Annotated in this window: 24 protein-coding genes; 16 read left to right on the forward strand and 8 right to left on the reverse strand. The window is 69.7% G+C overall.

Annotation, left to right across the window (positions count from 1 at the left end):
* Window positions 1-9: 9 nt before the first annotated feature.
* Window positions 10-1,665, reverse strand: a complete 1,656-nt coding sequence (locus tag ACWEO7_RS14525) for an ABC-F family ATP-binding cassette domain-containing protein (RefSeq protein WP_452423646.1) — start codon at window positions 1,663-1,665, stop codon at window positions 10-12.
* A 147-nt stretch (window positions 1,666-1,812) separates the two neighbouring features.
* Between ACWEO7_RS14525 and ACWEO7_RS14530 the strand changes: the two genes are divergently transcribed.
* From ACWEO7_RS14530 to ACWEO7_RS14550, 5 genes are all read left to right on the forward strand, one after another.
* Window positions 1,813-2,004, forward strand: a complete 192-nt coding sequence (locus ACWEO7_RS14530; protein WP_039795694.1) for a PspC domain-containing protein — start codon at window positions 1,813-1,815, stop codon at window positions 2,002-2,004.
* A 99-nt stretch (window positions 2,005-2,103) separates the two neighbouring features.
* The gene (locus ACWEO7_RS14535) at window positions 2,104-2,412 is read left to right on the forward strand and encodes a DUF6802 family protein (RefSeq protein WP_450015088.1); all 309 of its coding nucleotides are present in this window, start codon (window positions 2,104-2,106) and stop codon (window positions 2,410-2,412) included.
* Window positions 2,413-2,541: 129 nt separating this feature from the next.
* On the forward strand, window positions 2,542-2,853 hold the full coding sequence (locus tag ACWEO7_RS14540) for a hypothetical protein (protein WP_452423648.1): 312 nt from the start codon (window positions 2,542-2,544) through the stop codon (window positions 2,851-2,853).
* Window positions 2,854-2,911: 58 nt separating this feature from the next.
* A complete protein-coding gene (locus ACWEO7_RS14545; RefSeq protein ID WP_452423650.1) occupies window positions 2,912-4,693 on the forward strand; it encodes a hypothetical protein in 1,782 nt (593 codons plus the stop codon).
* Between the two features lie 47 nt (window positions 4,694-4,740).
* Complete coding sequence (locus ACWEO7_RS14550; protein WP_452423652.1) at window positions 4,741-5,091, forward strand: hypothetical protein; 351 nt, start codon at window positions 4,741-4,743, stop codon at window positions 5,089-5,091.
* Between the two features lie 27 nt (window positions 5,092-5,118).
* Here ACWEO7_RS14550 and ACWEO7_RS14555 read toward each other — a convergent pair whose 3' ends face one another.
* On the reverse strand, window positions 5,119-5,976 hold the full coding sequence (locus ACWEO7_RS14555; RefSeq protein WP_452423653.1) for a poly(ethylene terephthalate) hydrolase family protein: 858 nt from the start codon (window positions 5,974-5,976) through the stop codon (window positions 5,119-5,121).
* 36 nt (window positions 5,977-6,012) lie between these two features.
* Between ACWEO7_RS14555 and glmS the strand changes: the two genes are divergently transcribed.
* Window positions 6,013-7,896, forward strand: a complete 1,884-nt coding sequence (gene glmS, locus ACWEO7_RS14560; RefSeq protein WP_452423655.1) for a glutamine--fructose-6-phosphate transaminase (isomerizing) — start codon at window positions 6,013-6,015, stop codon at window positions 7,894-7,896.
* A gap of 57 nt (window positions 7,897-7,953) precedes the next feature.
* Here glmS and ACWEO7_RS14565 read toward each other — a convergent pair whose 3' ends face one another.
* Entirely contained in the window at window positions 7,954-9,141 is a 1,188-nt protein-coding gene (locus ACWEO7_RS14565) for an MFS transporter (RefSeq protein ID WP_452423657.1), read from the reverse strand.
* Window positions 9,142-9,280: 139 nt separating this feature from the next.
* Between ACWEO7_RS14565 and ACWEO7_RS14570 the strand changes: the two genes are divergently transcribed.
* The gene (locus tag ACWEO7_RS14570; RefSeq protein ID WP_355076279.1) at window positions 9,281-9,763 is read left to right on the forward strand and encodes a MarR family winged helix-turn-helix transcriptional regulator; all 483 of its coding nucleotides are present in this window, start codon (window positions 9,281-9,283) and stop codon (window positions 9,761-9,763) included.
* A gap of 104 nt (window positions 9,764-9,867) precedes the next feature.
* On the opposite strand, the gene ACWEO7_RS14575 is transcribed toward ACWEO7_RS14570, so the two are convergent.
* A complete protein-coding gene (locus tag ACWEO7_RS14575; RefSeq protein WP_450015094.1) occupies window positions 9,868-10,293 on the reverse strand; it encodes a cupredoxin domain-containing protein in 426 nt (141 codons plus the stop codon).
* Between the two features lie 42 nt (window positions 10,294-10,335).
* On the opposite strand from ACWEO7_RS14575, the gene ACWEO7_RS14580 reads away from it, so the two are divergent.
* The 7 genes from ACWEO7_RS14580 to tsaD all read left to right on the forward strand — a co-directional run bounded on the left by ACWEO7_RS14580 (window position 10,336) and on the right by tsaD (window position 16,928).
* Complete coding sequence (locus tag ACWEO7_RS14580) at window positions 10,336-11,844, forward strand: NAD(P)H-hydrate dehydratase (protein WP_452423659.1); 1,509 nt, start codon at window positions 10,336-10,338, stop codon at window positions 11,842-11,844.
* 105 nt (window positions 11,845-11,949) lie between these two features.
* Window positions 11,950-13,077, forward strand: coding sequence for an alanine racemase (alr, locus tag ACWEO7_RS14585; protein WP_450015124.1), 1,128 nt, complete (start codon window positions 11,950-11,952; stop codon window positions 13,075-13,077).
* A complete protein-coding gene (locus ACWEO7_RS14590) occupies window positions 13,074-14,162 on the forward strand; it encodes an alpha/beta fold hydrolase (RefSeq protein ID WP_452423661.1) in 1,089 nt (362 codons plus the stop codon). The genes alr and ACWEO7_RS14590 overlap by 4 nt, the downstream gene beginning before the upstream one ends.
* Entirely contained in the window at window positions 14,155-14,607 is a 453-nt protein-coding gene (tsaE, locus tag ACWEO7_RS14595; RefSeq protein WP_355076288.1) for a tRNA (adenosine(37)-N6)-threonylcarbamoyltransferase complex ATPase subunit type 1 TsaE, read from the forward strand. The genes ACWEO7_RS14590 and tsaE overlap by 8 nt, the downstream gene beginning before the upstream one ends.
* Before the next feature lie 55 nt (window positions 14,608-14,662).
* Complete coding sequence (gene tsaB / locus ACWEO7_RS14600) at window positions 14,663-15,379, forward strand: tRNA (adenosine(37)-N6)-threonylcarbamoyltransferase complex dimerization subunit type 1 TsaB (RefSeq protein ID WP_452423663.1); 717 nt, start codon at window positions 14,663-14,665, stop codon at window positions 15,377-15,379.
* A gap of 5 nt (window positions 15,380-15,384) precedes the next feature.
* Entirely contained in the window at window positions 15,385-15,888 is a 504-nt protein-coding gene (rimI, locus tag ACWEO7_RS14605; RefSeq protein ID WP_452423665.1) for a ribosomal protein S18-alanine N-acetyltransferase, read from the forward strand.
* Entirely contained in the window at window positions 15,885-16,928 is a 1,044-nt protein-coding gene (gene tsaD, locus ACWEO7_RS14610; protein ID WP_452423667.1) for a tRNA (adenosine(37)-N6)-threonylcarbamoyltransferase complex transferase subunit TsaD, read from the forward strand. The genes rimI and tsaD overlap by 4 nt, the downstream gene beginning before the upstream one ends.
* A gap of 88 nt (window positions 16,929-17,016) precedes the next feature.
* Here the strand turns inward: tsaD and ACWEO7_RS14615 are convergent, their stop codons facing one another.
* A complete protein-coding gene (locus tag ACWEO7_RS14615; RefSeq protein ID WP_452423669.1) occupies window positions 17,017-18,555 on the reverse strand; it encodes an Hsp70 family protein in 1,539 nt (512 codons plus the stop codon).
* A 587-nt stretch (window positions 18,556-19,142) separates the two neighbouring features.
* On the opposite strand from ACWEO7_RS14615, the gene groES reads away from it, so the two are divergent.
* Window positions 19,143-19,445, forward strand: a complete 303-nt coding sequence (gene groES / locus ACWEO7_RS14620) for a co-chaperone GroES (RefSeq protein ID WP_028479292.1) — start codon at window positions 19,143-19,145, stop codon at window positions 19,443-19,445.
* Window positions 19,446-19,622: 177 nt separating this feature from the next.
* Window positions 19,623-21,233, forward strand: a complete 1,611-nt coding sequence (gene groL, locus ACWEO7_RS14625) for a chaperonin GroEL (RefSeq protein WP_450015100.1) — start codon at window positions 19,623-19,625, stop codon at window positions 21,231-21,233.
* A gap of 208 nt (window positions 21,234-21,441) precedes the next feature.
* Here groL and ACWEO7_RS14630 read toward each other — a convergent pair whose 3' ends face one another.
* From ACWEO7_RS14630 to ACWEO7_RS14640, 3 genes are all read right to left on the reverse strand, one after another.
* Window positions 21,442-21,693: an RskA family anti-sigma factor gene (locus ACWEO7_RS14630; protein WP_355076299.1), complete on the reverse strand. Its 252-nt coding sequence runs from the start codon at window positions 21,691-21,693 to the stop codon at window positions 21,442-21,444.
* 1 nt (window position 21,694) lies between these two features.
* Entirely contained in the window at window positions 21,695-22,270 is a 576-nt protein-coding gene (locus ACWEO7_RS14635; RefSeq protein WP_355076300.1) for a sigma-70 family RNA polymerase sigma factor, read from the reverse strand.
* A gap of 429 nt (window positions 22,271-22,699) precedes the next feature.
* Complete coding sequence (locus ACWEO7_RS14640) at window positions 22,700-22,993, reverse strand: WhiB family transcriptional regulator (RefSeq protein WP_355076302.1); 294 nt, start codon at window positions 22,991-22,993, stop codon at window positions 22,700-22,702.
* Window positions 22,994-23,020: the final 27 nt, after the last annotated feature.

Below are 23,020 nucleotides of genomic sequence, written 5' to 3' on the forward strand. Positions count from 1 at the left end.
GGCCGTAGGTCAGTGGGTTTCGGTGAGTACGCCCGCGTTCACGTGCCAGCGGCGGGTCGCGCGGACGGTGTCGAGCATGCGGCGGTCGTGAGTGACGAGCAGGAGTGTGCCGGTGAAGGATTCGACGGCCTGCTCCAGTTGTTCGATGGCGGGGAGGTCCAAGTGATTGGTCGGCTCGTCGAGCACGAGCAGGTTCACGCCCCGGGCTTGGAGCAGCGCGAGGGCGGCGCGGGTGCGTTCGCCGGGGGAGAGCGTGTCGCACGGCCGCAGTACGTGTGGACCACGCAGGCCGAATTTCGCCAGTAGGGTGCGCACTTCGGCCTCCGGCCAGTCCGGCAGTTCGCCGCCGAAAGTGGCGGCCAGGGCCGCGGTCCCGCGGAACAGCCCGCGCGCTTGGTCGACCTCGCCGACCTCGACGCCGGAGCCGAGGGTCGCTGTCCCGGTGTCGGGCTGGAGCTTTCCCAGCAACAGGGCGAGCAGCGTCGACTTCCCGGAGCCGTTCGCCCCGGTGAGCACGATGCGGTCGGCCCAGTCGACCTGGGTGGTGATCGGGCCGAGCGTGAAGTCGCCACGGGTGACGGCCGCCTGGGACAGTGTCGCCACCACCGAGCCGCTGCGCGGCGCCGCGGCGATGCTCATGCGCAGGTCCCATTCTTTGCGGGGTTCTTCCACCGCCTCGAGCCGTTCGATGCGGCGCTGGGTCTGCCTTGCCTTGGCGGCCTGCTTCTCAGTGGACTCGGCTCGCATCTTGCGGCCCGCCTTGTCCGAGTCCAGCTTCCTGGGATCACGCGCCTTGCGGCGGGCGTTGCGGACACCGTGTTCGAGCCAGTTGCGCTGCATCTGCGCGCGGGCCTCCAGGCCCGCCTTGGTGTCGGCGTAGTCCTCGTACGCCTCGCGCGCGTGCTGCCGGGCGATCTCGCGCTCCATCAGGTACGACTCGTAGCCGCCGTCGTACGACCCGACCTGTTGCTGCGCGAGATCCAGCTCCACGACGCGGTTCACCGTGCGCGCCAGGAACTCTCGATCGTGGCTGATCACCATCAACGGGACCCGCACACCGGCGACGAACTGTTCCAGCCGGGTCAGGCCGTCCAGGTCCAGGTCGTTGGTCGGCTCGTCCAGCAGCAGTATGTCGAAGCGGGACAGCAGGACCGAGGCCAGCCCGGCGCGCGCGGCCTGACCGCCGGACAAACCGGTCATGGGTGTGTCCAGGCCGCTGGGCAGACTGTCCGCGAGGCCGAGATCGGCGGCGACCTCGTGGGCGCGCTGGTCCAGATCGGCCCCGCCGAGGGCGAGCCAGCGTTCCAGCGCGGGGGAGTACTCGTCCGGCCCGCCGTCGGCGAGGCGCTCGGCCGCGGCGTCCATCACTCGCTGCGCATCGGTGACTCCCGTTCGGCGGCCGAGGAATTCGAAGACGGTCTCGCCTTCGACCCGTTGTGCCTCCTGGGCCAGATAACCGACCGTCGCGTCCGGGGGACTGAGCGTGATGCTGCCCGTCGGCGCGTGCCGGTCGGCGAGCATGCGCAGCAGCGTCGACTTGCCCGCGCCGTTCACGCCGACCAGGCCGATCACGTCGCCCGGCGCGAGGGTCAGATCCAAGTCGGCGAACAGTGTGCGCTCGCCGTGACCGGCCGACAGGCCGCGGGCATGCAGAGTGGTGCTCACCAGCACGAGTCTGCCGTGTTCGGGGTCGGACCCTGAGGTCGACCCCGGGAGAAATCAGGGTCGGTATCGGCCGCCGGGCCGATGGCGGGGCCCGCGACGACGGGCACAGTGGAGGACGTAGCGATCACCGCACGAGAGGGAAGACCAATGACCGCCCCCACCCGCCGTTTCACCCGCTCCACCCACGACAAGTGGATCGCAGGCGTCTGCGGTGGCATCGCCGAGTACCTCGGCTGGAACGCCAACGTCGTCCGTCTGTTGTTCGTGGTGTCGTGCCTGCTGCCCGGCCCGCAGTTCGTCATCTACTTGGTGCTGTGGCTGTTGATGCCCAAGAAGTGAACCCGCGGGGGCTGCGTCGAGCCCGCGCGGGTGACAGGATGGAACGATGCCGCTCGGGCGGCATCGCACCACCGGTACGAGTCCTGCTGAGGAGGGGTCATGATCACCTCGAGCGAATTCCCAGGCCTGGATATACCCGGCATCGACGCGTCTTCGTCGCTCGACGGCCTGGGCGCGATCGAATTGCACCACCCGACGCAGGACATCGACGGCGACGGCTCGCTCGACACCATCACCACCACGGGTGACGACGCGATGCAGGTCTGGACCGACTACGACCACGACGGCTTCGCCGACCACGTCACCGTGGTGGAGAAAGACGGCGACTACGCCGCATGGGAATTCCACCGCCACCCCGACGGCACCTCCGAGTGGGTCCGCACCGACCGAGGCAGAATCGGCAGCTGACCGAATCCGCGGGGGGCGGAAATTCGAGGGAACCGAGTGTCGGCGTGTTGCGTCGAAGGAAGTAGGGCGGCATTCGGCGCGAACGAAATTCGCGTCGGCGCAACGACACTACGAGGACGGAGGGGATTCGTGGGCGGGTCGGAAATGGTCGGTGTGCGGACGGGGGAGCTAGGTGCGCTCGGCAGCGACTATCGCAGATCGGCGGACGTCGTCCGGGACCAGGCGAAGCGAGTTGCCGATCATCTGTTCGGCGGCGGTGCCGAGGCGGGCCGGAATTACGCGCCGCAGGGGATCGCGGTGCATCAGGGCCTCGAACGGGTCGGTGCGTGGCTGCGGATCTGGAGTGAGGCCACGACCGCGACCGCCGACGCGCTCGGGGCCGCCGTGGTGGCCTACGCCGAAACCGACCAGCAGCGCGCTTCCGAGACGAACAAGACATGAGACCGCCGAATGACCCGTGCTCGCACCGGCGACGCCAGACATTCGAGGAGTCGGAATCATGACGGTTTCCTGGCAGGGCAAGGCGATCGACACCCTCTTGGACGAGGGCAGCGCGGGGTTGCGGTACTGGATCGAGTTCACGCCGCTGTACGAGGCGGCGTTCGGCGACAACGAGAGACGCGTCGGCGTCGGCAAGCTGCTGGCGATGTACGACGAGCAGCGCGGCACCCGGTTGGAGAGACTGGAGCAGACGGGCGAGGCGCTGAAAGCCGCACTGTCGGAAGTGGATCGGCAATGGGACGCGCAGCAGGGCTACACCCGTCGGCTGCCCGAACTGTGGCAGGGTACGGCGGCCGCCGCCGCACTCGACATGCTCGGCAAACAGTCGGTCCTGGCCGACGAGGACCGGCAGCACGTCAGGGCCGCCGTTACCGTGATCGCCGATATGGCGGGTTCGCTGCGGTCGGCGGTGGCCGCGAAGGCGTTCGCCACCCGAGAGTTGCTCGCGGGACCGGTGGGCGGCAGGAAGGTGGTCGAGATCGACGGTAAGACCCCGGCGGAGGTGAAGGTCATCGTCGACGTGCACAACGCGCGAGAATGGATCGACGCCGACCAGGTCCGCGAGCTGGGCCGCATCTTCCCCGCACTCGCCGTGCCGGAGGACAAGATCAACAAAAGCGTGCTCGGCTTCATCAACTCCGACAGCGAGAATCTGCTCACCGGCGCGTACGGCGACCGAGTGCGCAGCGTCACCGATGAGTGGCTGACCAAGACGTTCAAGCCGGACTTCGACCGGAAGTTGTCGTCCTATATCGACGTCTGTACCGAGGTCGATCGACTGTTCAAGGACCAGTACAAGAACCTGGCCGATGCGCTGACGCAGGTGGCCGAGCATGGCTACCCGCGCCCGGAAGGTCCGTCGGAACCACCACCGGGGACACCGGTCGACCAGGACGAACCCCAGGTGACCAGTGGCCCCGTCCCGCCGGGCCCGCCCGCCGCCACGGTCCCGGCGAGCACGACACCGAGCACAGTCCCCGCGTCGACCACGCCGACCACGCTGGACAACCCGACCGCGCCGAGTACCCCGACCACGCCGAGTACTCCGACCACGCCGAGTACTCCGACCGCCCCCGCGCCCAGGATGCCCGCACTGGACGGACTTGCCGCGCTCAGCCAGGTGGCGCGGGAATTCGCGCCGCTGGCAACCGGTCTCGGTCAGGCGGTGGAGCAGGGCGTGTCCGCGTTGAGCGGAATCATCAAAAGCGGAGTCGATGACGCGATCGAAAAGCTCACGCACAGCATCGATCCGCAGAACGCCGAAGCCGACGACCGGGACGACGAAGGTCAGAACCAAAAGCCGCGCGCCGAGGCGGAATTCGAAATCGGCGGTAAGCATGTGCAGTTCGAGATGGGGCCGGACGGCCGGTTGAGACTCGTCCTCTCCGATACCACGGGTGCGGAGCAGGTGTTCACCGTCGAGCTGAACGAGCACGGCATGCCGGTCATCTCCACGATCGAGCGCGACGCCGACAACGCGCAGCCCCCGGTGCCTGAGGCTCTTACGCCGGAGTCTCGGAACGAGGAGTCTCCGGCACCGGAACCTCGGGAAGAAGAGAAAACGCCCGCTCCAGGTTCGGAACCGGACACCAAGGACGATCGGCCCGGGCTGCCGAGCGGAACCTTGCCGCGCACCCGGCGCGAAGAGGACGGCGAGCACTACCCGAAGCCGATGCCGGAGCAGGGCGAGCGGGGACCGGACGTTCCAGTGGACAGTGGCGCGGAACTCGCCGAAGCCGGGCCGCTGGACGCGGGGTTCGCTGAGGCGGGCCCACTGTGAGCCCGTCCGGGACGAGGTCGCACACCGCATGAGCGAGGAGGCGCAGCATGGTCGACTACGCCGAGGAAGCGAGGCAACTCGCCGCCGAGAACCAGCGCCGCATGTCGCTGTTGCTCGACGAGATCCAGGCGATCAACGAGCAGACCGCGGCGACCGGCCGGGAATTCGCCGACCGGCTGACCGCCGAGATGGACGAATTCTGGATGACGCACGCCGCCGACCTGGACAAGGCCGCCGCCGAGGCGGAGGAGCGGCAGCGACTACAAGAGGAAGCACAAGAGCAGCGCGCGGCCATCGCACGGTCGATGGCCGCCCGCCGGGCCAATCACACGGTGACGCCGGTCGATGAAGAGGACGAGGAGGCCAAGTTCTACCAACGCAAGAGCTGGCTGATCTGACCGACGCTCCGCGGGCCGGTCGGTCGGCTACCGCCGCAGCAGCGCGGCGAGCTGGCCGACCTTCAGCTTCGGCGGCTCCTTCTCCTGGGGCGCCGCGGGGTCGACGACGGTGGTGTGCGGGATGACCTCGTCGGGATCAGTGAAGGCGCGATAGGTCTTGTCGTCCGCCAGCGTGGCGAGCAGGTAACCGGCCAGCAGGGCGCGCGTGGTGCGGGAGGTCTTCGATTCGTGCTTGCCCGCACCCACGGCGGCGAGGACGCGCCGCCCCTCGATGATGCCGTTGTGCGAGGCTTTGTCGATGGCGCGCAGGGTCGCCGGGCCGCCCCAGGCGGTGGCCAGGGGGATGGCGTTGGAGCTGACCGAGGCGATGTCGGTCGCGCCGGCCAGGATCAACGCCGGAACGTCCAGCTCCGGGGCGACGGCTTCGGCGGCGGGCGCCGTCGGCGCGGGGAACAACGCCGCGACGGCGGCGACGTCGCGGCGGCCTGCGGCGATGACCGCGGCGCCCGCTCCCATGCCGTGCCCGGCCAGAGCCAGGCGCTCCGGATGCACGCTGATCTCGCCGTCCCCGAGCCGCACACCGGTGCAGATATCGAGTGTGGTGAGCAAATCGGCGGCCAGCCCCAGATGTGACGGAATCGGCCCGCGCTCGGTGTCGGGCGCGGCGGCCACGATTCCCCAGGACGCGAGGTGTTCGAGCAGCGTGCGGTAGTGGTTCGCCCCGGTCAACCAGCCATGTCCGAACGCGACAGCAGGTAGGTTCCGCCCTGTCTCGGGCGTGAACACCACCCCCGGCTGGCCGGCGATGGCCAGGTTGCCACGCAACACGCGGTGCGGGCCCCGGCTGGTCAGGGTGCTCAATAGCGATTTCACAGACGCCGACACGACGTGAACGTTATCCGATAAGTAGTGTGGTGAGCCATGTGCGGAATCGTGGGGTACGTCGGGTACCGAGACGCGCTCGGCGTCGTCGTTGACGCGTTGCGCCGCATGGAATATCGCGGATACGACTCCGCGGGTGTGGCGATCCTGGATGGCGCGGGCACGCTGGCGGTGGAACGCAAGGCGGGCCGCCTGGCCAACCTGGAGGCCCAGCTCGCCGAAACCGGGATAGATCGCTTCGTCGGCACCACGGGCATCGGGCACACCCGCTGGGCCACGCACGGCGCGCCGACCGACCGCAACGCACACCCGCATCGGGACCACACCGGCAAGGTCGCCGTCGTACACAACGGCATCATCGAGAACTTCGCCCCGCTGCGTCGCGAACTGGAGGACGCCGGGGTCGAGCTGAACAGCGACACCGACACCGAGGTCGCGGTGCACCTGGTGGCCCGCGCGTACGCCCATGGCCCGACCGCAGGCGACTTCGCGGCCAGCGCGCTGTCCGTCCTGCGCCGTCTGGAGGGTGCGTTCACGCTGGTCTTCACGCATGCCGATCATCCGGACACGATCGTGGCGGCGCGCCGCTCCACCCCGCTGGTGGTGGGCGTGGGCAAGGGCGAGATGTTCATCGCCTCGGATGTCACGGCATTCATCGAGCACACCCGCGAGGCGGTCGAGCTCGGTCAGGACCAAGCCGTGGTGATCAGCCTGGACAGCTACCGGGTCACCGACTTCGCGGGCGAGGACGCGAGCTCGCGCACCCGCCCGTTCACGATCGACTGGGACCTGGCCGCCGCCGAGAAGGGCGGCCACGACTACTTCATGCTCAAGGAGATCGAGGAGCAGCCCGCCGCGGTCGCGGATACCCTGATGGGGCATTTCAGCACCGACCACGACGGCGCGGGCCGGATCGTGCTGGACGAGCAGCGCCTCGCCGATCAGGAGCTGCGCGATTTCGACAAGGTTTTCGTCGTGGCGTGCGGCAGCGCCTATCACTCCGGTCTGCTGGCGAAGTACGCCATCGAGCACTGGACGCGGCTGCCCGTCGAGGTGGAGCTGGCCAGCGAGTTCCGCTACCGCGATCCGGTGCTGGACCGCTCCACGCTGGTGGTGGCGATCTCCCAGTCCGGCGAGACCGCCGACACGCTGGAGGCGGTGCGGCACGCGAAGGAACAGAAGGCGCGCGTCCTCGCGATCTGCAACACCAACGGCGCGCAGATCCCTCGCGAGTCCGACGCGGTGCTCTACACCAGGGCCGGGCCGGAGATCGGCGTCGCCTCCACCAAGGCGTTCCTGGCCCAGGTGACGGCGAATTACCTGGTCGGGCTCGCCTTGGCGCAGGCGCGCGGCACCAAGTACCCGGACGAGGTGGCCCGCGAGTTCGCCGAACTCGAGGCGATGCCGAAGCTGGTGGAACGCGTGCTGGAGACCGCGCCGCAGGTGCGGGCCATCGCGCGGGAGCTGGCGCAGGTGCCGACCGTGTTGTTCCTGGGCAGGCACGTCGGTTACCCGGTGGCCTTGGAGGGTGCGCTCAAGCTCAAGGAATTGGCCTACATGCACGCCGAGGGGTTCGCGGCGGGTGAGCTCAAGCATGGTCCGATCGCCCTGATCGAGGACGGCCTGCCGGTGATCGTGGTGATGCCGTCGCCGAAGGGGCGCGCGGTGTTGCACTCGAAGCTGCTGAGCAACATCCGGGAGATCCAGGCTCGCGGCGCGCGCACCATCGTGATCGCGGAGGAGGGCGACGACACGGTGCGTCCGTTCGCCGACGACCTCATCGAGATCCCGAGCGCGCCGACGCTGTTCCAGCCGCTGTTGTCGACGGTCCCGTTGCAGATCTTCGCCGCCGAGGTGGCCCAGGCGCGCGGCTACGACGTCGACAAGCCGCGCAACCTGGCCAAATCCGTCACCGTGGAATAGTTCGGCGGCCGCGCACTTCGCAGTGCGCGGCCGCTGTTTCGCCGGGACGACCGGCGGCTATGCCGGCACGGTAGCCAGGGGCTCCTCCGAGGCGGTCGGTGTCGCGCGACGCTCGAGCCGCCCGGACAGGATCGCGAGCAGTAGCGCCACCAGCACCAGACCGACGCCGACCCAGTTGGGTGCGGTGTAGCCGTAGCCTGCGGCGATCACCACGCCACCGAGCCAGGCCGACACCGCGTTGCCGAGGTTGAACGCGCCGATGTTCACCGCCGACGCGAGGGTCGGTGCGCCCGCGGCCTGGTCGAGGACGCGCTTCTGCAACGGCGGCACGGTCGCGAAGCCAAGAGCACCGATCAACACCACCGTGACGGCGGCGGCTATCTTGTCGTGCGCGGTGACGGTGAACAGCGCGAGAACGAGCGCGAGCCCGCCGAGTGTGAGATACAGCATCGGCATCAGATGGCGGTCGGCGAACTTGCCCCCGATCAGATTGCCCGCGAAGAAGCCGAGGCCGAACAGGACCAGCAGCCAGGTGACCGAACTCTCCGCATAGCCGGTGACCTCGGTCATCATCGGCGCGAGATAGGTGATCGCGGCGAAGACCCCGCCGAAGCCGAGCACCGTCATCGCCATCGCCAGCAACACCTGGGGGTTGCGGAACACCGCGAGTTCGGTGCGCAGCGCGGCGTTCGCCGCGGCGGGCTGTTCCGGGACCAGCGCCGCGACGCCGAGCAGGCCGATCAACCCGACCAGTGCGACGAACACGAAGGTCAGCCGCCAGCCGAAGTGCTGGCCGAGCAGCGTCCCCAGCGGGACGCCGACCACCGTGGCGACGGTGAGCCCGGTGAACATGATCGCGATCGCACCGGCGCGCCGATCGGCGCTGACCAGGGTTCCGGCGACGACCGCGCCGATCCCGAAGAACGCGCCGTGGGCCAGCGACGCGACGATCCGTCCGGTCAGCATCAGCGCGAAGGTCGGTGCCGCGGCGGACAGGAGGTTGCCGGCGACGAGCAGCGTCAGCATGCCGAGCAGCATCCGTTTGCGCGACAGCCGGGTACCCAGCCCGGTCATCAGCGGCGCACCCGCCACGACGCCGAGCGCGTAGCCGGTGACCAGCAGGCCCGCGGTGGGGATGGACACCGAGTAGCTGCTCGCGATGTCGGGTAGCAGTCCGACGACGACGAATTCCGTCGTCCCGATTCCGAATGCCCCGAGGGTCAGGGCGAGGAGTGCGAGGGGCATGAACGAAGCCTCCACGTGACGTTGCTTCAAACTATTACAAGCGGAAACAATAATTGCAGACGCCCTTTAATTGCAAGCGCGGGCTATTGTGATCTCTGGCTATCCTGGAGGCACGCCCCCCGACGACGAAGGAACGCCGATGACCGCGGATGCCGCCTTGACCGGCCTCGCCGATGGTTGGTACGCACTGTCGCTGCTGCACGACCGGATCGAGGCGCACATCGAGCGGGCCCTGCAATCCGGCCACGACCTGAGCGTTCGCGAGTACTCCCTGCTGGTCGTACTGAGCCGCCAGCACGACGGGCCGGGCGGGCACCTGCGGATGAACCAGGTGGCCGAGGCCGTGGTGCTGAGCCAGAGCGCGACAACCCGACTGGTTTCCCGGCTGGAAGATCGCGGTCTGCTCCAGCGTTACCTCTGCCCCGACGACCGTCGTGGCATCTACACCGATGTCACCCCGGCGGGCTTGGACCTGCTCGAACAGGCGCGGCCCACGCACGACGCCGCCTTGGCCGGAGCACTCGGGCAGGCGGCCGCCAACCCCGAACTCGCTCCGCTCGTGGCCGCGGTCGAAGCACTGAACACCCACGGCGCACGGCACCGCGACTACCGTCCGGTGTGAGCGCGAGACGGCTCGGTGTCTCGGCTGGACCTCGCCGAGGCGACGTCCGGAGCGCTTTGCCGGTGGAACGCCCCGGTAGGCCCGAAGGGTCCGTACCGCGCGGTCTACTGCACGGTGACCGAGCCGCGCATCTCCGGGTGCAGTGAGCAGAGATAGCGGTAGGTGCCCGGCGTGGTGAAGGTGTAGCTCCACTCGCCTTTGTCGAAGATCGGGCTGTTTATGCCCATGGCCTTGTCGCCGATGCCCTGCACGGTGTGCGGGACCTTGTCGTCGAATTTCCAGGTGACCGTGTCGCCGACCGCGACGGTGACCTCGGCGGGGGAGAATTTCATGTCGTGCGCCACGACGGTGGCCGCGGCGGGCTTGCGGTCACCGGTCTGCTGCGCGGTGGTGGTCGGCCCGGCCGGTTTCCTGGTCGTGGTGGCGGCCGAACCGGATTCGTCGCCGCCGCAACCGGACAGTAGGAGCGCGCAGGCCAGGGCGACTCCCGTGACGACGCGGACGATCCCGATGCGGCGGACGCTTGGCATGATGGCCAAGCGTAGTAGGCCATACCGACGGAGGGAGCGGCGATGTCCACGCAGCGGGGCTATTTCACGGTAGACGAAGTGCGCGCGGCGGAGGCCGAGCTGTTCACCCGGGTGCCGGACGGCGTGCCCATGCGCAGGGCGGCGCACGGCCTGGCCACGGTGGTTGCGGGCGAGCTCGGGGAGCGTGCCGGCGGTATCGCGGGGCGGGCGGTGACCCTGCTGGTCGGTTCCGGGGACAACGGCGGCGACGCGCTCTGGGCCGGGGCGCAGCTGCGCCGCCGCGGTGTCGCGGTCACCGCGGTGTTGCTCAGCCCGGAGCGGGTGCACGCCGGAGGACTCGCCGCGCTGCGCGGAGCGGGCGGTCGAGTCGCCGACGACGTGGGCCGCCCGGATCTGGTGATCGACGGCATCGTCGGCATCTCCGGTCGCGGTGCGTTGCGGCCGCGTGCCGCGGAAATCGTTGCGGCGCTCGAGGCTCCGGTCGTCGCGGCAGACCTGCCCAGCGGCGTCGACCCGGACACCGGCGCGATCGAAGGCCCGGCGGTTCGCGCGGACGTCACGGTCGCGTTCGGCGCGTACAAGCCGGTGCACGCGCTCGCCGCGCCGCAGTGCGGGCGAATCGAATTGGTGCCCATCGGTTTACGTCTCCCGGAACCGGGTCTCCTCGCGCTGGAGCACGCGGCGATCGGCGCCGCGTGGCCGGTCCCCGGCCCGGCCGACGACAAGTACACGCAGGGTGTGACGGGCGTATGCGCGGGTAGCGCAACGTATCCGGGCGCCGCGGTGCTGTGCGCGGGCGCCGCCGTCGCGGCGACATCGGGGATGGTGCGGTATGCCGGGACCGCGGCGGCCGAGGTGTTGAACCACTTCCCCGAAGTGATCGCCGCCGAGGAGGTCGCCGCGACCGGTCGCGTCCAGGCCTGGGTCTTCGGTCCCGGCGCTGGCACCGACTCCGCCGCCAGGGAACGCCTGCGCGAGATCCTGGCCAACGACCTCCCGGTGGTGATCGACGCCGACGGCCTGACCATGCTGGCCGCGGAGCCGGACCTGGTGCGCGGTCGTGCGGCCCCGACCGTCCTGACTCCGCACGCGGGCGAGTTCGCCCGCCTCACCGGCCACGAGGTCGGTCCCGACCGGGTGGCAGCGGTCCGCGATTTCGCCGCTTCCTGGCAGGTCACGGTGCTGCTGAAGGGCCGCGCCACGCTCGTCACCGCCCCGGGCGGTCCCGTGCTGGTCAACGAGGCGGGCGGTTCCTGGGCGGCGACCGCCGGCGCGGGCGACGTGCTCTCCGGCATCATCGGCGCGCTGCTCGCGGCGGGGCGGGAACCCGCGTGGTCGGCGGCGGCGGCCGCGCGCGTGCACGCGTTGTCCGCGAACCTCGCCGCACATGACGCCGCCCCGGCGGGAACCCCCATCTCGGCAAGCCTGCTGGCAGCTCACGTCCGCCCCGCCATCGGCGTTCTCCGTGGCCTCGCTCACGCGCCACACAAACCGATTGGAGCCAGCACCGAGCGCGCCAATAGACTCGACCGGAATCGACGCAACGACTGATCTCGAGAGCACATGGGTAACTCGTCGGGCACGCCCGAAATCAAGGCGGCATCACACGCAGGATCCGAACGTGAGTCTTGCGTGCCCGACCGGTCCGGCCCGAATATGCGGAGAGGCGGCACAGCGCAAGTGGAAACGGTCATCGACCTGGACGCCATCGCGCACAACGTGCGGATTCTGCGGGAGCACGCGGGTGGCGCCGCGGTGATGGCGGTGGTGAAGGCCGACGGCTACAACCACGGCGCGGTCGAGGTGGGCCGGGCCGCTCTGGCGGCGGGCGCGGCGGAACTGGGTGTCACGACGGTGGGCGAGGCCGTGCAGTTGCGTGCGGCCGGGATCACCGCGCCCATCCTGTGCTGGTTGCACAGCACGGACACCGACTTCGCGCCTGCGGTGGCCGCCGACGTCGAGATCGGGATCTCTTCGGCGGCTCATCTGCGAGCGGTCGAGGCCGCGGCGCGCGACCTGGGCCGTCCGGCGACGGTCACCCTGAAGGTGGACACCGGCCTGAACCGCAACGGCGTGTCGCCGGTCGTGTACCCGGAAGTCCTGACGGCGCTGCGCGCTCTGGTCGACGAGGGTGTGGTGCGGTTTCGCGCGATCTTCTCCCACCTCGCGCACGCCGACGAACCCGAGCATCCCAACAACGACGCGCAACGCGCCCGGTTCCTGGAGGCCATCGCCACGGCCAAGGAGCACGGCCTGGAACCGGAGCTGGTGCACATCGCCAACTCCGCCGCGACCCTGACCCGCCCTGACCTGGCCTTCGACTTGGTCCGGCCGGGCATCGCCATGTACGGCCTGTCCCCGATACCGGACGACGATTTCGGCCTGCGGCCCGCGATGACGTTCCAGGCACAGGTCGCCCTGGTCAAACGAGTGGCCGCGGGCGAAGGCGTTTCCTACGGGCACCAGTGGATCGCGCCGCGCGACACCACCGTCGCGCTGATCCCCGCCGGTTACGCCGACGGCGTTTTCCGCCCCCTGAGCGGACGTTTCGATGTCTGGCTCGGCGGGGCGCCGCGCAGGAACGTGGGGCGGGTGTGTATGGACCAGTTCGTCGTCGACCTCGGTGACAACGCGGCGGGCGTTCAGGAAGGCGACACCGCGATTCTCTTCGGTGCGCGACCGCACGCCCAGGAGTGGGCGGATCTGCTCGACACCATCCACTACGAAGTGGTGTGTTCACCGCGCGGCCGGGTCACCCGGCGCTATGTCGGTGGCGTTCGATGAGCCGCTTCCGGCTGACCCCGCTGCGCGGCGGGCTGGCCACGGCTGGTTTCGTCGGTGCGCTGGCAGGCGCCCACGCCTTGCGTCGCGCCGGTGCGCGGGTGTTGTGGCCCGCGCGGGGCGACGACTACCGCGACGAGAATTTCGCGCTGATCGATGCCGACCGCGCGGGGACGGTACTCGCCGACGACGGCGTGCCGTTGGCCACGCGGATCTGCGGCCCCGACGACGCACCGGTGACGGTGATCTTCGTGCACGGCTTCTGCAACAGCATGGCTTCCTTCCACTTTCAGCGTCGTGACCTGGAAAAGCGCTACGGCGCACGGCTTCGCATGGTGCTGTTCGATCTGCGCGGGCACGGCCGTTCCGGCGTGCCGAGCGCCGCGAGTTGTACCGTCGCCCAGCTCGGGAGCGACCTCGCCGCCGTGCTGAACGCCACCGCTCCGGCGGGGCCGGTGGTGCTGGTCGGGCATTCGCTGGGCGGGATGGCGATCCTGGCCGCGGCCGCGCGATTCCCGGAATTGTTCGCGGCCAGAGTGATCGGGATCGCACTGTTGTCGACCGCGGCCGCCGAGGTCACCGCGGCAGGGATCGGGCAACTGTTGCGCAATCCCGCGATCGACGGGTTCCGGGTGGCCGTATACACCGCGCCCGCGCTGGTGCAGGCCGGCCGCGTCACCGCGCGGCGGGTGATCACGCCGATCCTGCACGTCAGCTCGTTCCACGGACCGGTGAGCCCGACGCTGTCGCGCTTCATGACGCTGATGATCGACCAGACGCCGGTGGAGACCGTAGTGAAGTTCCTTCAGGCCATCGAGCTGCACGACGAGTCGGCGGCGTTGCCCGCGCTGGCGGGCATACCGGCCCTGGTACTCGGCGGCGGGCACGATCTGGTGATCCCGTTCCGGAATTCGCGTGCGCTCGCCGCCGCTCTGCCGGGCAGCGAACTGATCCGGTTGGAAGGCGCGGCGCACATGCCGCATCTGCAATACCCGGACATAGTCAACGCCGCGCTGGATCGCTTGCTGGTGCGTGCGGGCGTGGTCGACCCGGCGCAGGGGGAGGCCTCGGAGGTGGCCCGTGGCTGATCCGGGGCATCGAGTGCTGCCCACCGTCGCCGACACCGAGGCGCTGGGCCGGGAACTGGCCACCGATCTGCGTGCCGGGGATCTCGTGGTGCTGGACGGTCCGCTCGGCGCGGGCAAGACCGCGCTGACTCGCGGTATCGCCGAAGGTCTTGGCGTGCAGGGGCGGGTCAGCTCGCCGACGTTCATCATCGCCCGCCAGCACCGCGCGGGGCAGCGCGCCGGCGGCCCGTCGGTGCCCATGGTGCACGTGGACGCCTACCGGCTCGGCGGCGACCTGGACGAACTGGACGCGCTGGACCTGGACACCGATCTGCATCAGGCGGTCGTCGTGGTGGAGTGGGGCCGCGGCGTGGTGGAGCACCTCGCGGATCGGCATCTGCGTGTGGTGCTGTCGCGGGCGCCGGACTCGGATGTGCGCACCGCCAGCTGGGAATGGGTGAATTAGCTACCGGGTAGCTCTGCGTCGGCCTCACCTACCACCCGGTATCGTTGGCCCAATCATGCTTGTACTAGCCGTCGACACCGCGACACCCGCCGTCACAGCGGGACTGGTGGACTTGGAGCAGGGCGCCGACGCGGCGAATCCGGTCCGGGTACGCACCGTCGCCTCCCGGGTGCGGGTCGACCCCCGTGCCCATGCCGAGGTACTCACTCCGCAGATCCTCGAATGCCTCACCGAGGCAGGCCGTTCCAGGACCGAGATCGACGCGATCGTGGTCGGTGTCGGTCCGGGTCCGTTCACCGGCTTGCGCGTCGGCATGGCCACCGCCGCCGCGTTCGGCGACGCGCTCGGGATCCCGGTGTACGGCGCGTGCAGCCTCGACGCGATCGCAGCCGACGCCGCCGTCGACCCAGCGGTGCCGCCCCCCGTCGAGCTCCCGCCCGAAGCCGAACTGCTCGTGGTGACCGATGCCCGGCGGCGCGAGGTGTACTGGGCGCGGTACCGGGAGGGTGCGCGCGTGGCCGGACCAGACGTGTGCAAGCCCTCGGACTTGGACGCGGGGGACGCCACGGCGATCGCCGGATCCGCTTCGCATGTCGACTTCTTCGATCTGCCCGTGCTCCCCGCCGAGACGCCCTCGCCCACCGGGTTGGTCCGCGTCGTCGCCGCCGAGGTGCTGTCCCGCAGCGTGCCGGAGCCGCTGGTTCCGCTGTACTTGCGCAGGCCGGACGCGGTCGAGAACGCCTACCGCCGACTCGACCGGACGGGGGCGTGAAGCCGGTGACTTTCCGAATCGCGCCGATGGTGGCCGCCGACATCACGCGCTGCGTCGAGCTGGAGCAATTGCTTTTTCCGGAGGACGACCCGTGGGCCGCCGTAGCCTTCCAGTCCGAGCTGGCCGGGCGGCACAACCGCTACATCACCGCGCGCGACGACGACGGGCGAATGGTCGGCTACGCGGGTATCGCCCTGCTGGGTGATGCCGACCACCCCGAGGCCGAGGTCCACACCATCGGCGTCGACCCCGGCTGCCACCGCACAGGTGTCGGCACGCTCCTGCTGGAGGCGCTGCTCGCCGAGGCGGACCGGCGCGGTGGACCGGTGTTCCTGGAGGTCCGCACCGACAACGCGCCTGCGATCGCGCTGTACGCCAAGCACGGCTTCCACATCATCGGATTGCGCAAGAACTACTACCACCCCAGCGGCGCGGACGCGTACACGATGCGTCGCCCCGCGCTGACCAGCGGGGAGCGCTGGCGCACACGGGACGAGGTGTTGTCGTGATCGTCATGGGCATCGAAAGCTCCTGCGACGAAACCGGAGTCGGCATCGTCCGCAGGCGCCCCGACGGCACCTGCGAACTGCTCGCCGACGAGGTCGCTTCCAGCGTCGACCAGCACGCGCGCTTCGGCGGCGTCGTCCCCGAGATCGCCTCGCGCGCGCATCTCGAGGCGATCGTGCCCGCCATGCGCCGCGCGCTGTCGGCCGCGGGCATCGCGAAACCGGACGCGCTGGCGGTGACCATCGGCCCCGGCTTGGCCGGTGCGCTGCTGGTCGGTGTCGCCGCGGCGAAAGCGTATGCGGCGGCGTGGGATGTGCCCTTCTACGCGCTCAACCATCTCGGCGGGCACGTCGCGGTGGACACTCTGGAGCACGGGCCGATGCCGCCGTGCGTCGCGCTCCTGGTGTCGGGCGGGCACACGCACCTGCTGCACGTCACGGATCTGGCCGAGCCGATCGTCGAGCTGGGCAGCACCGTCGACGACGCGGCGGGCGAGGCGTTCGACAAGGTGGCGCGGCTGCTCGGGTTGGGCTTTCCCGGCGGTCCGGCGCTGGATGCCGCCGCGACGGCCGGTGATCCGCGCGCCATCGCCTTCCCCCGCGGCATGACCGGGCCGCGCGACCCGCGCTACGACTTCTCCTTCTCGGGTCTCAAGACCGCGGTCGCCCGTTACGTGGAGGCGGCCCAGCGCGACGGCGTCGCCGCGGAGGATCTGCCCATCCCCGATATCGCGGCGTCTTTCCAGGAGTCGGTCGCGGATGTGCTCACGATGAAGGCGGTTCGCGCGGCCCAGGATGTCGGCGTCGGCACGCTGGTGCTCGGCGGCGGCGCGACCGCCAACTCGCGGATCCGCTCGATGGCCGAGGAACGCTGCGCCGCGGCCGGTTTGACCTTGCGGGTGCCCAAGCCTCGGCTGTGCACGGACAACGGGGTGATGATCGCCGCGCTCGGCGCGCATGTCATCGCTGGTGGCGCGGCCGCTTCGCCGCTGACGGTCGCCACCGATCCGGGCCTGCCGGTGTCGGTCAGTATGGTTCGCTGACCGGCTCGGACTCAGCGCGCGAAGCGGCGGCGGCCGCACCGGGTTTCGTTCCGGTGAGATCGCCGGGAAGGGCCGTCGTGCGGCCGGATCAGTTCGGTGCGAGCAGTCCGGGATGCGACGCCGACCCCGAATTCCCCCGGAGCGGAAGCGGCAGGCTCGACTGCGCGGGCGCCTGGGTGGGCGCCGGGCTCGTGCCGGGCGCAGGAGCGGTCGGCGCCGCGGGGTACCACGTCCGGCTCGATGGCGATTGGGGCGAACTGTTCGGTGCCGCATTCGGATTCCCGAACAGGGGGCCGAGAAGCTCGGGGAACGGAATCGGCGGAAGGTTCGGATCCGGGCGCAGCGTGGGCTGCGTGGGTGTGATCACCTGCGTGGCCGACGGCCCGCCGGTCGTGCTCTGCGGTCCGCGTTCCGTGGTCGTCGGGGCGATGCCGGTGTTGTCCGGCGTGCGGTTGTGCGGCGTGGCGGCCGCCGTGGTCGCGGGCGGCACGGATGTCGGGTTGGGCAGTTGCGACGCGCTGCTCGTGGTCCCCGCGGGAGAGACCTCGTCATCCGAGGTCGGCGCGAACGTCTTTACCCCGTAACCGACGATCAGTCCGACGACCACGATCGCACCGGCGAGCGTGCCGAACACCTTGGTTACCGTCCCCGCGGGCGCGTCGCCGCCGAGCCCGGCGACCGGGAACACCGAGGGCTGCATCGAATCGGCGACCAGCGCCGCGCCTTTGGCGGTCACCGCCTCGGGATCCGGCACGGTGAACACGGGGATGTCCAGGGCGGCGGTGAGCGTGTCGAGCACCGCGGGGATGTTGGCGCCGCCGCCGATGACCGCGACCGCCTGCGGCTGCCTGGGCGCCCGGGCGAACGACATCGTGACGAACCGCGCCAGGTCGCGCAGCAGCTCGGCGATCAACTCTTCGAAGTCGGCCCTGGTCAGCTTCAGCGGACGACCGGCGACGTGGTCGATGGTGACCGCGGGCGCGATGGACAGGTGCTCCTTCGCCGCGCGGCCCCGGTTGGTGAGCATGCCGCGGTTCGGGCGGGTGCCGCGCCGGGCGAAGTGCAGATCCACCAGATGGTGGTAGATGAGATCGTCGATCGCCTTGCCGCTGACGGTCGCGGTGCGATCGGAACGGAGCAGGGAGCCGTCGGCGCGGTCGGCGACGGTGACGCCGAGCCCGGATGCGCCGAGATCGACGATGGCGACCGTGTCGTAGCGGTCCAGCAGGCCGGTGTGCCGCAAGTAGGTCAGCGCGGCGGTGCCCTCCTGGATCAGCCGCAGGTCGCGCTGTTTTCCGGTGGCCGAGCGGATGATCTGGGCCTGCTCCTTGGTGCGGTAGGCGACCGCGACGCTGGTGGGCGGGTGCCCCGTCACCGGCTCGAAGTCGCGTGGGCCGCCCGCGAAACGGCCGCCGACCGGGCGGATGATCTCGCGCGGCGGCTGCGTGGTCGGCAGCTGGGTCGTCATCAGCTCGATCGAGGACGACACCAGGTCACCGAGATCGGAATGAGCCGCGTCGGCGGACACGACGCGGTAATCGAAGCTCTGCGTGCCGTTCGGCGCGGTGGTGACCAACGCCGAGCACACGACCTCTGCCCCGGCCGAGATGCCGAGGGATGTTCGCATGTTCACCTCCCTTCGAGCGGATGGTCATGGTGTCGCCGACCATCTCGAATGGACTGCCGGACCGCCGTATGGATGACGCGCGACCCGGACCGGGAAACGAACCGGCCCCTCGTCCGGGTGGGTCGCGGGGACCGGCCATGGATCACGTGTGTCTTGCTCTCTGGTGAAGCTGGTGGTGCAACGATCGTGCTTGCGGCGCTGCGGGTTCGGCGACGCTCTGGTACCTCTGTGCCGCCTGGCCACCGCTCGGAGGAGCGACGAACCGGCGGCCGGACCGCAACCGTCGTCAATAGTGTCACAATCCGTTATCCGAACGTTACTGTTTTCCCGAACTTATCGCCAAGCTCGCAGTGTCGCCGGGCGCGCCGGGCAAAGTTGGCACCGCTCAGCCTTGAGCGCTGGCACTCTCATGTATAGAGTGCTAGTCGGCACTGTGTGTAGTGCTTGTGCCAGCAGCTTGACCACTGGGCAGGGGTCCCGGCACCCGCGACGACGGGGCTATGCGCAGGGTCAGCATCGTGACCAACCGACGAGTTCGGAGCGACGAGTTCCGGACGACCGAATCCCCTGAAAGTGGAGGGCTCAACGTGGCGAGCGTGAACATCAAGCCGCTCGAGGACAAGATCCTCGTCCAGGCCAACGAGGCCGAGACGACGACGGCCTCCGGCCTGGTCATCCCTGACACGGCGAAGGAGAAGCCGCAGGAGGGCACCGTTGTCGCCGTCGGTCCCGGCCGGTGGGACGACGAGGGCGAGAAGCGCATCCCGCTGGATGTCCAGGAGGGTGACACCGTCATCTACAGCAAGTACGGCGGCACCGAGATCAAGTACCAGGGCGAGGAGTACCTCATCCTGTCGGCGCGCGACGTGCTGGCCGTCGTCACCAAGTAGCCGATCAGGCACGCATGCGTTCCGCCCCGGTGTCTTTCGTGACCCGGGGCGGAGTGCGTTCGGCGCCGACACCACGGCACTGAAACACGCGGTGCGAGCGACGGGCCCGGAGGCGGCAGCCTGCGTGACGACGACGGGACCCGGGAGCGCCGCAATCCACTACAGGAGCGAATCCCCATGGCAAAGCAGATCGAGTTCGACGAGAAGGCTCGCCGGGCTCTGGAACGCGGCGTCGACAAGCTCGCCGACGCCGTGAAGGTCACCCTGGGCCCGCGCGGACGGCACGTCGTACTCGCGAAGTCCTTCGGCGGCCCGACCGTCACCAACGACGGCGTCACCATCGCGCGCGACATCGAGCTGGAAGACCCGTTCGAGAACCTCGGCGCGCAGCTGGTCAAGAGCGTCGCCACCAAGACCAACGACGTCGCGGGCGACGGCACCACCACCGCCACCGTGCTGGCCCAGGCGCTGGTCCGCGCCGGGCTGAAGAACGTTGCGGCCGGGGCGAACCCGATCGTGGTCGGCTCCGGCATCGCCAAGGCCGCCGACGCGGTCTCCGAGGCGCTGCTTGCGCTGGCCACCCCGGTCTCCGGCGAGCAGGCCATCGCGCAGGTCGCGACCGTGTCCTCGCGGGACGAGGAGATCGGCGAGATGGTCGGCAAGGCGCTGACCGCCGTCGGCAAGGACGGCGTCGTCACCGTCGAGGAGTCCTCGACGCTGCAGACCGAACTCGTCGTCACCGAGGGCGTGCAGTTCGACAAGGGCTACCTGTCGCCCTACTTCGTCACCGACCCCGACAGCCAGCAGGCCATCCTGGAGGACGCGTTCGTCCTGCTGCACCGCGAGAAGATCAGCTCGCTGCCGGACTTCCTGCCGCTGCTGGAGAAGATCGCCGAGAGCGGCAAGCCCGTCCTGATCATCGCCGAGGACGTCGAAGGCGAGGCGCTGTCGACCCTGGTGGTCAACGCCATCCGCAAGACGATCAAGGCCGTCGCGGTCAAGGCGCCGTTCTTCGGCGACCGCCGCAAGGCGTTCCTCGACGACTTGGCCGTGGTCACCGGCGGCACCGTGGTGAACCCCGATCTGGGCATCACCCTGCGCGAGGCAGGCCTGGACGTGCTCGGCAAGGCGCGCCGCGTCGTCGTCACCAAGGACGACACCACGATCATCGACGGCGCCGGTTCCGCGGCGGACGTGGAGGCGCGCGTCGCGCAGCTGCGCCGCGAGATCGAGGCCACCGATTCCGACTGGGATCGCGAGAAGCTGGAGGAGCGGCTGGCCAAGCTGGCCGGCGGCGTCGCGGTGATCAAGGTCGGCGCGGCCACCGAGACCGCGCTCAAGGAGCGCAAGTACCGCGTCGAAGACGCGGTGAGCGCCGCCAAGGCCGCCGTGGAAGAGGGCATCGTGCCCGGTGGCGGCACCGCGCTGGTGCAGGCGAGCAGCAAGCTCGTCGAGCTGCGCGATTCGCTGTCCGGTGACGAGGCCGTCGGCGTCGAGGTGGTCCGCACCGCGCTGCGTGCGCCGCTGTACTGGATCGCCACCAACGCGGGCCTGGACGGCGCCGTGGTGGTCAGCAAGGTCGCCGAGGGCAAGGAGGGCTTCAACGCCGCCACGCTCACCTACGGCGACCTGCTCACCGACGGCGTCGTCGACCCCGTGAAGGTGACTCGCTCGGCCGTCGTCAACGCGGCGTCGGTCGCGCGCATGGTGCTCACCACCGAGAGCGCCGTGGTGGACAAGCCCGCCGAGGAGCAGGACGACCACGGCCATCACGGCCACGCGCACTGAGCCCGGTTTTCTCGGGACAACGCACGGACAAGGCCTCCGAACCACACGGTTCGGGGGCCTTGCCGGATGTGGCCTCGACTACCGGTTGGCCGAAAGGGTTCCGAAGCTCGGCACGCTGTCTGCGGCGGGGCTGGAGGGAGGCCGCCGGAAGGTAAGGACCGCTGAGGTCGGTATGCGCGGGGCGGGAAGGCCTGGCGGGACGCCGGATTCAGCTGGCGACCGGGGGCTGCTCGGCGGCGATGGCCGCGAGTAGGCGAGCACGCAGCGACGGCGGCGGAGTGGCCGCCGTGGCTGTGGCGAGAACGGCGAGCGCTTCTTTCGTGTCTCTGACTTCCTGGATGAACTCCGCGCGTAGCACGGGGTCCTCGCTGTCGAACAGCTCCTGCACTTCCTGATGGTCTTCGTCGTCGATCGATCCGAGCGCGACGGTGTGCGCGAGATCGATACGGCGTTCGTTCATCTCACGTCACCCCCAAACTTTTCTTCAGTCGTGTCAATCCGTCCCGAATCCGGGACTTCACCGTAGGTAACCCTACGTCGAGGTAGGTGGCTACCTCCGCATAGGTGCGCCCGCCGTAGTAGGCGAGCGAGATGGCTTCCCGCTGGGTTTCGGTGAGTGTGGCCAGGCCGGCCAGGACGGCCTGTTGTTCGAGCCTGCGCTCGACCTCTTCGGTGACCTCGTCGAATTCGTTGCCGAGCACCCGGATCCCGTACGCGACCTCGCGCTGGGTGTGGGCTTGCTCGGCGCGGACCCGGTCCACGGCGCGCCGGTGGGCGAGCGTCATCAACCAGGTGACCGCGGAACCTTTCGCCGGATCGAAACTCGATGCCATGCGCCAGACCTGCAGATAGACCTCTTGCGTGGTCTCCTCCGCGTATCCCGGATCGTGCAGAACGCGCAACACCAGACCGAAGACGCGCGCACACGTCCGGTCGTACAACTCGGCGAATGCTTCCTGGTCGGCTCGACCGCATCGATGCAAAAGCGCGGCGAGCTCGATACTTTCGGCTGCGCGTGCCGTAACCGCAGAATCCACCGTGGGTGGGAAGGCTGCTCTTCGGAACGAGTCGCCCTCTGCGGCCGACGGCCGCGTTGTCACAACGCTCCATTCTGTGTCATCGGTCACTACCGTAGCGCGCCGCTATGACCTCCCTTCCGGTGGGGTGGCCACAAGGCTCGTCGTGGACCGGCGCCGCGTTGCGGAAAGCGCCGATACGCCGGACATCTCGGGAGAGACACGCCGTGACACGCCGAACCCTCGCACCGCGCCGGAAGCGCCGGGTGCACGGATCCGGCCTCGCTCGGCGGCCGGCCGATCGATGGTGACGATCGGAACCCACGCGCCGACCTTCGGCGCGGAACCGGTCACTGTGTCGCGTGAGCGGCTCGGCCGAAGCGTGTTGCAGTGGCCCGTTGTTTGCTAGGAATTCGACGCCGGGTGGCGTGCGGATGGGAGGGGATTGATTCAGACGGCCATGCGGCGGCGGCTGCGCCGCGCGTGCATCTCGCGCTCGGTCTCCGACATGCCGCCCCAGATCCCATAGGGCTCGCTGACTTTCAGCGCGTGTGCGCGGCACTGCATGAGCACCGGGCAGGTGCGGCAGATCTCCTTGGCGCGCATCTCACGTGCCGTGCGGGCTCGGCCACGCTCACCATCGGGATGGAAGAACACCGCGGAATCCTGCCCGCGGCACGATCCTCGCATCTGCCAATCCCAGACATCGGCGTTGGGTCCCGGGAGGTGGGTCGGCATGGGCATGGTGAACTCCTCGTGGTGCGAGCTCGT

The organism is Nocardia sp. NPDC004260 (assembly GCF_053603155.1).

What these genes read in the sequence shown, in the direction of transcription:
- ACWEO7_RS14530 (WP_039795694.1), top strand. Translation starts at nt 1,813, where the DNA reads ATGACCGCCCCCACCCGCCGTTTCACCCGCTCCACCCACGACAAGTGG.
- ACWEO7_RS14535 (WP_450015088.1), top strand. Translation starts at nt 2,104, where the DNA reads ATGATCACCTCGAGCGAATTCCCAGGCCTGGATATACCCGGCATCGAC.
- ACWEO7_RS14545 (WP_452423650.1), top strand. Translation starts at nt 2,912, where the DNA reads ATGACGGTTTCCTGGCAGGGCAAGGCGATCGACACCCTCTTGGACGAG.
- ACWEO7_RS14550 (WP_452423652.1), top strand. Translation starts at nt 4,741, where the DNA reads ATGGTCGACTACGCCGAGGAAGCGAGGCAACTCGCCGCCGAGAACCAG.
- glmS (WP_452423655.1), top strand. Translation starts at nt 6,013, where the DNA reads ATGTGCGGAATCGTGGGGTACGTCGGGTACCGAGACGCGCTCGGCGTC.
- ACWEO7_RS14565 (WP_452423657.1), bottom strand. Translation starts at nt 9,141, where the DNA reads ATGCCCCTCGCACTCCTCGCCCTGACCCTCGGGGCATTCGGAATCGGG.
- ACWEO7_RS14570 (WP_355076279.1), top strand. Translation starts at nt 9,281, where the DNA reads ATGACCGCGGATGCCGCCTTGACCGGCCTCGCCGATGGTTGGTACGCA.
- ACWEO7_RS14575 (WP_450015094.1), bottom strand. Translation starts at nt 10,293, where the DNA reads ATGCCAAGCGTCCGCCGCATCGGGATCGTCCGCGTCGTCACGGGAGTC.
- ACWEO7_RS14580 (WP_452423659.1), top strand. Translation starts at nt 10,336, where the DNA reads ATGTCCACGCAGCGGGGCTATTTCACGGTAGACGAAGTGCGCGCGGCG.
- alr (WP_450015124.1), top strand. Translation starts at nt 11,950, where the DNA reads ATGCGGAGAGGCGGCACAGCGCAAGTGGAAACGGTCATCGACCTGGAC.
- ACWEO7_RS14590 (WP_452423661.1), top strand. Translation starts at nt 13,074, where the DNA reads ATGAGCCGCTTCCGGCTGACCCCGCTGCGCGGCGGGCTGGCCACGGCT.
- tsaB (WP_452423663.1), top strand. Translation starts at nt 14,663, where the DNA reads ATGCTTGTACTAGCCGTCGACACCGCGACACCCGCCGTCACAGCGGGA.
- ACWEO7_RS14615 (WP_452423669.1), bottom strand. Translation starts at nt 18,555, where the DNA reads ATGCGAACATCCCTCGGCATCTCGGCCGGGGCAGAGGTCGTGTGCTCG.
- groL (WP_450015100.1), top strand. Translation starts at nt 19,623, where the DNA reads ATGGCAAAGCAGATCGAGTTCGACGAGAAGGCTCGCCGGGCTCTGGAA.
- ACWEO7_RS14630 (WP_355076299.1), bottom strand. Translation starts at nt 21,693, where the DNA reads ATGAACGAACGCCGTATCGATCTCGCGCACACCGTCGCGCTCGGATCG.
- ACWEO7_RS14640 (WP_355076302.1), bottom strand. Translation starts at nt 22,993, where the DNA reads ATGCCCATGCCGACCCACCTCCCGGGACCCAACGCCGATGTCTGGGAT.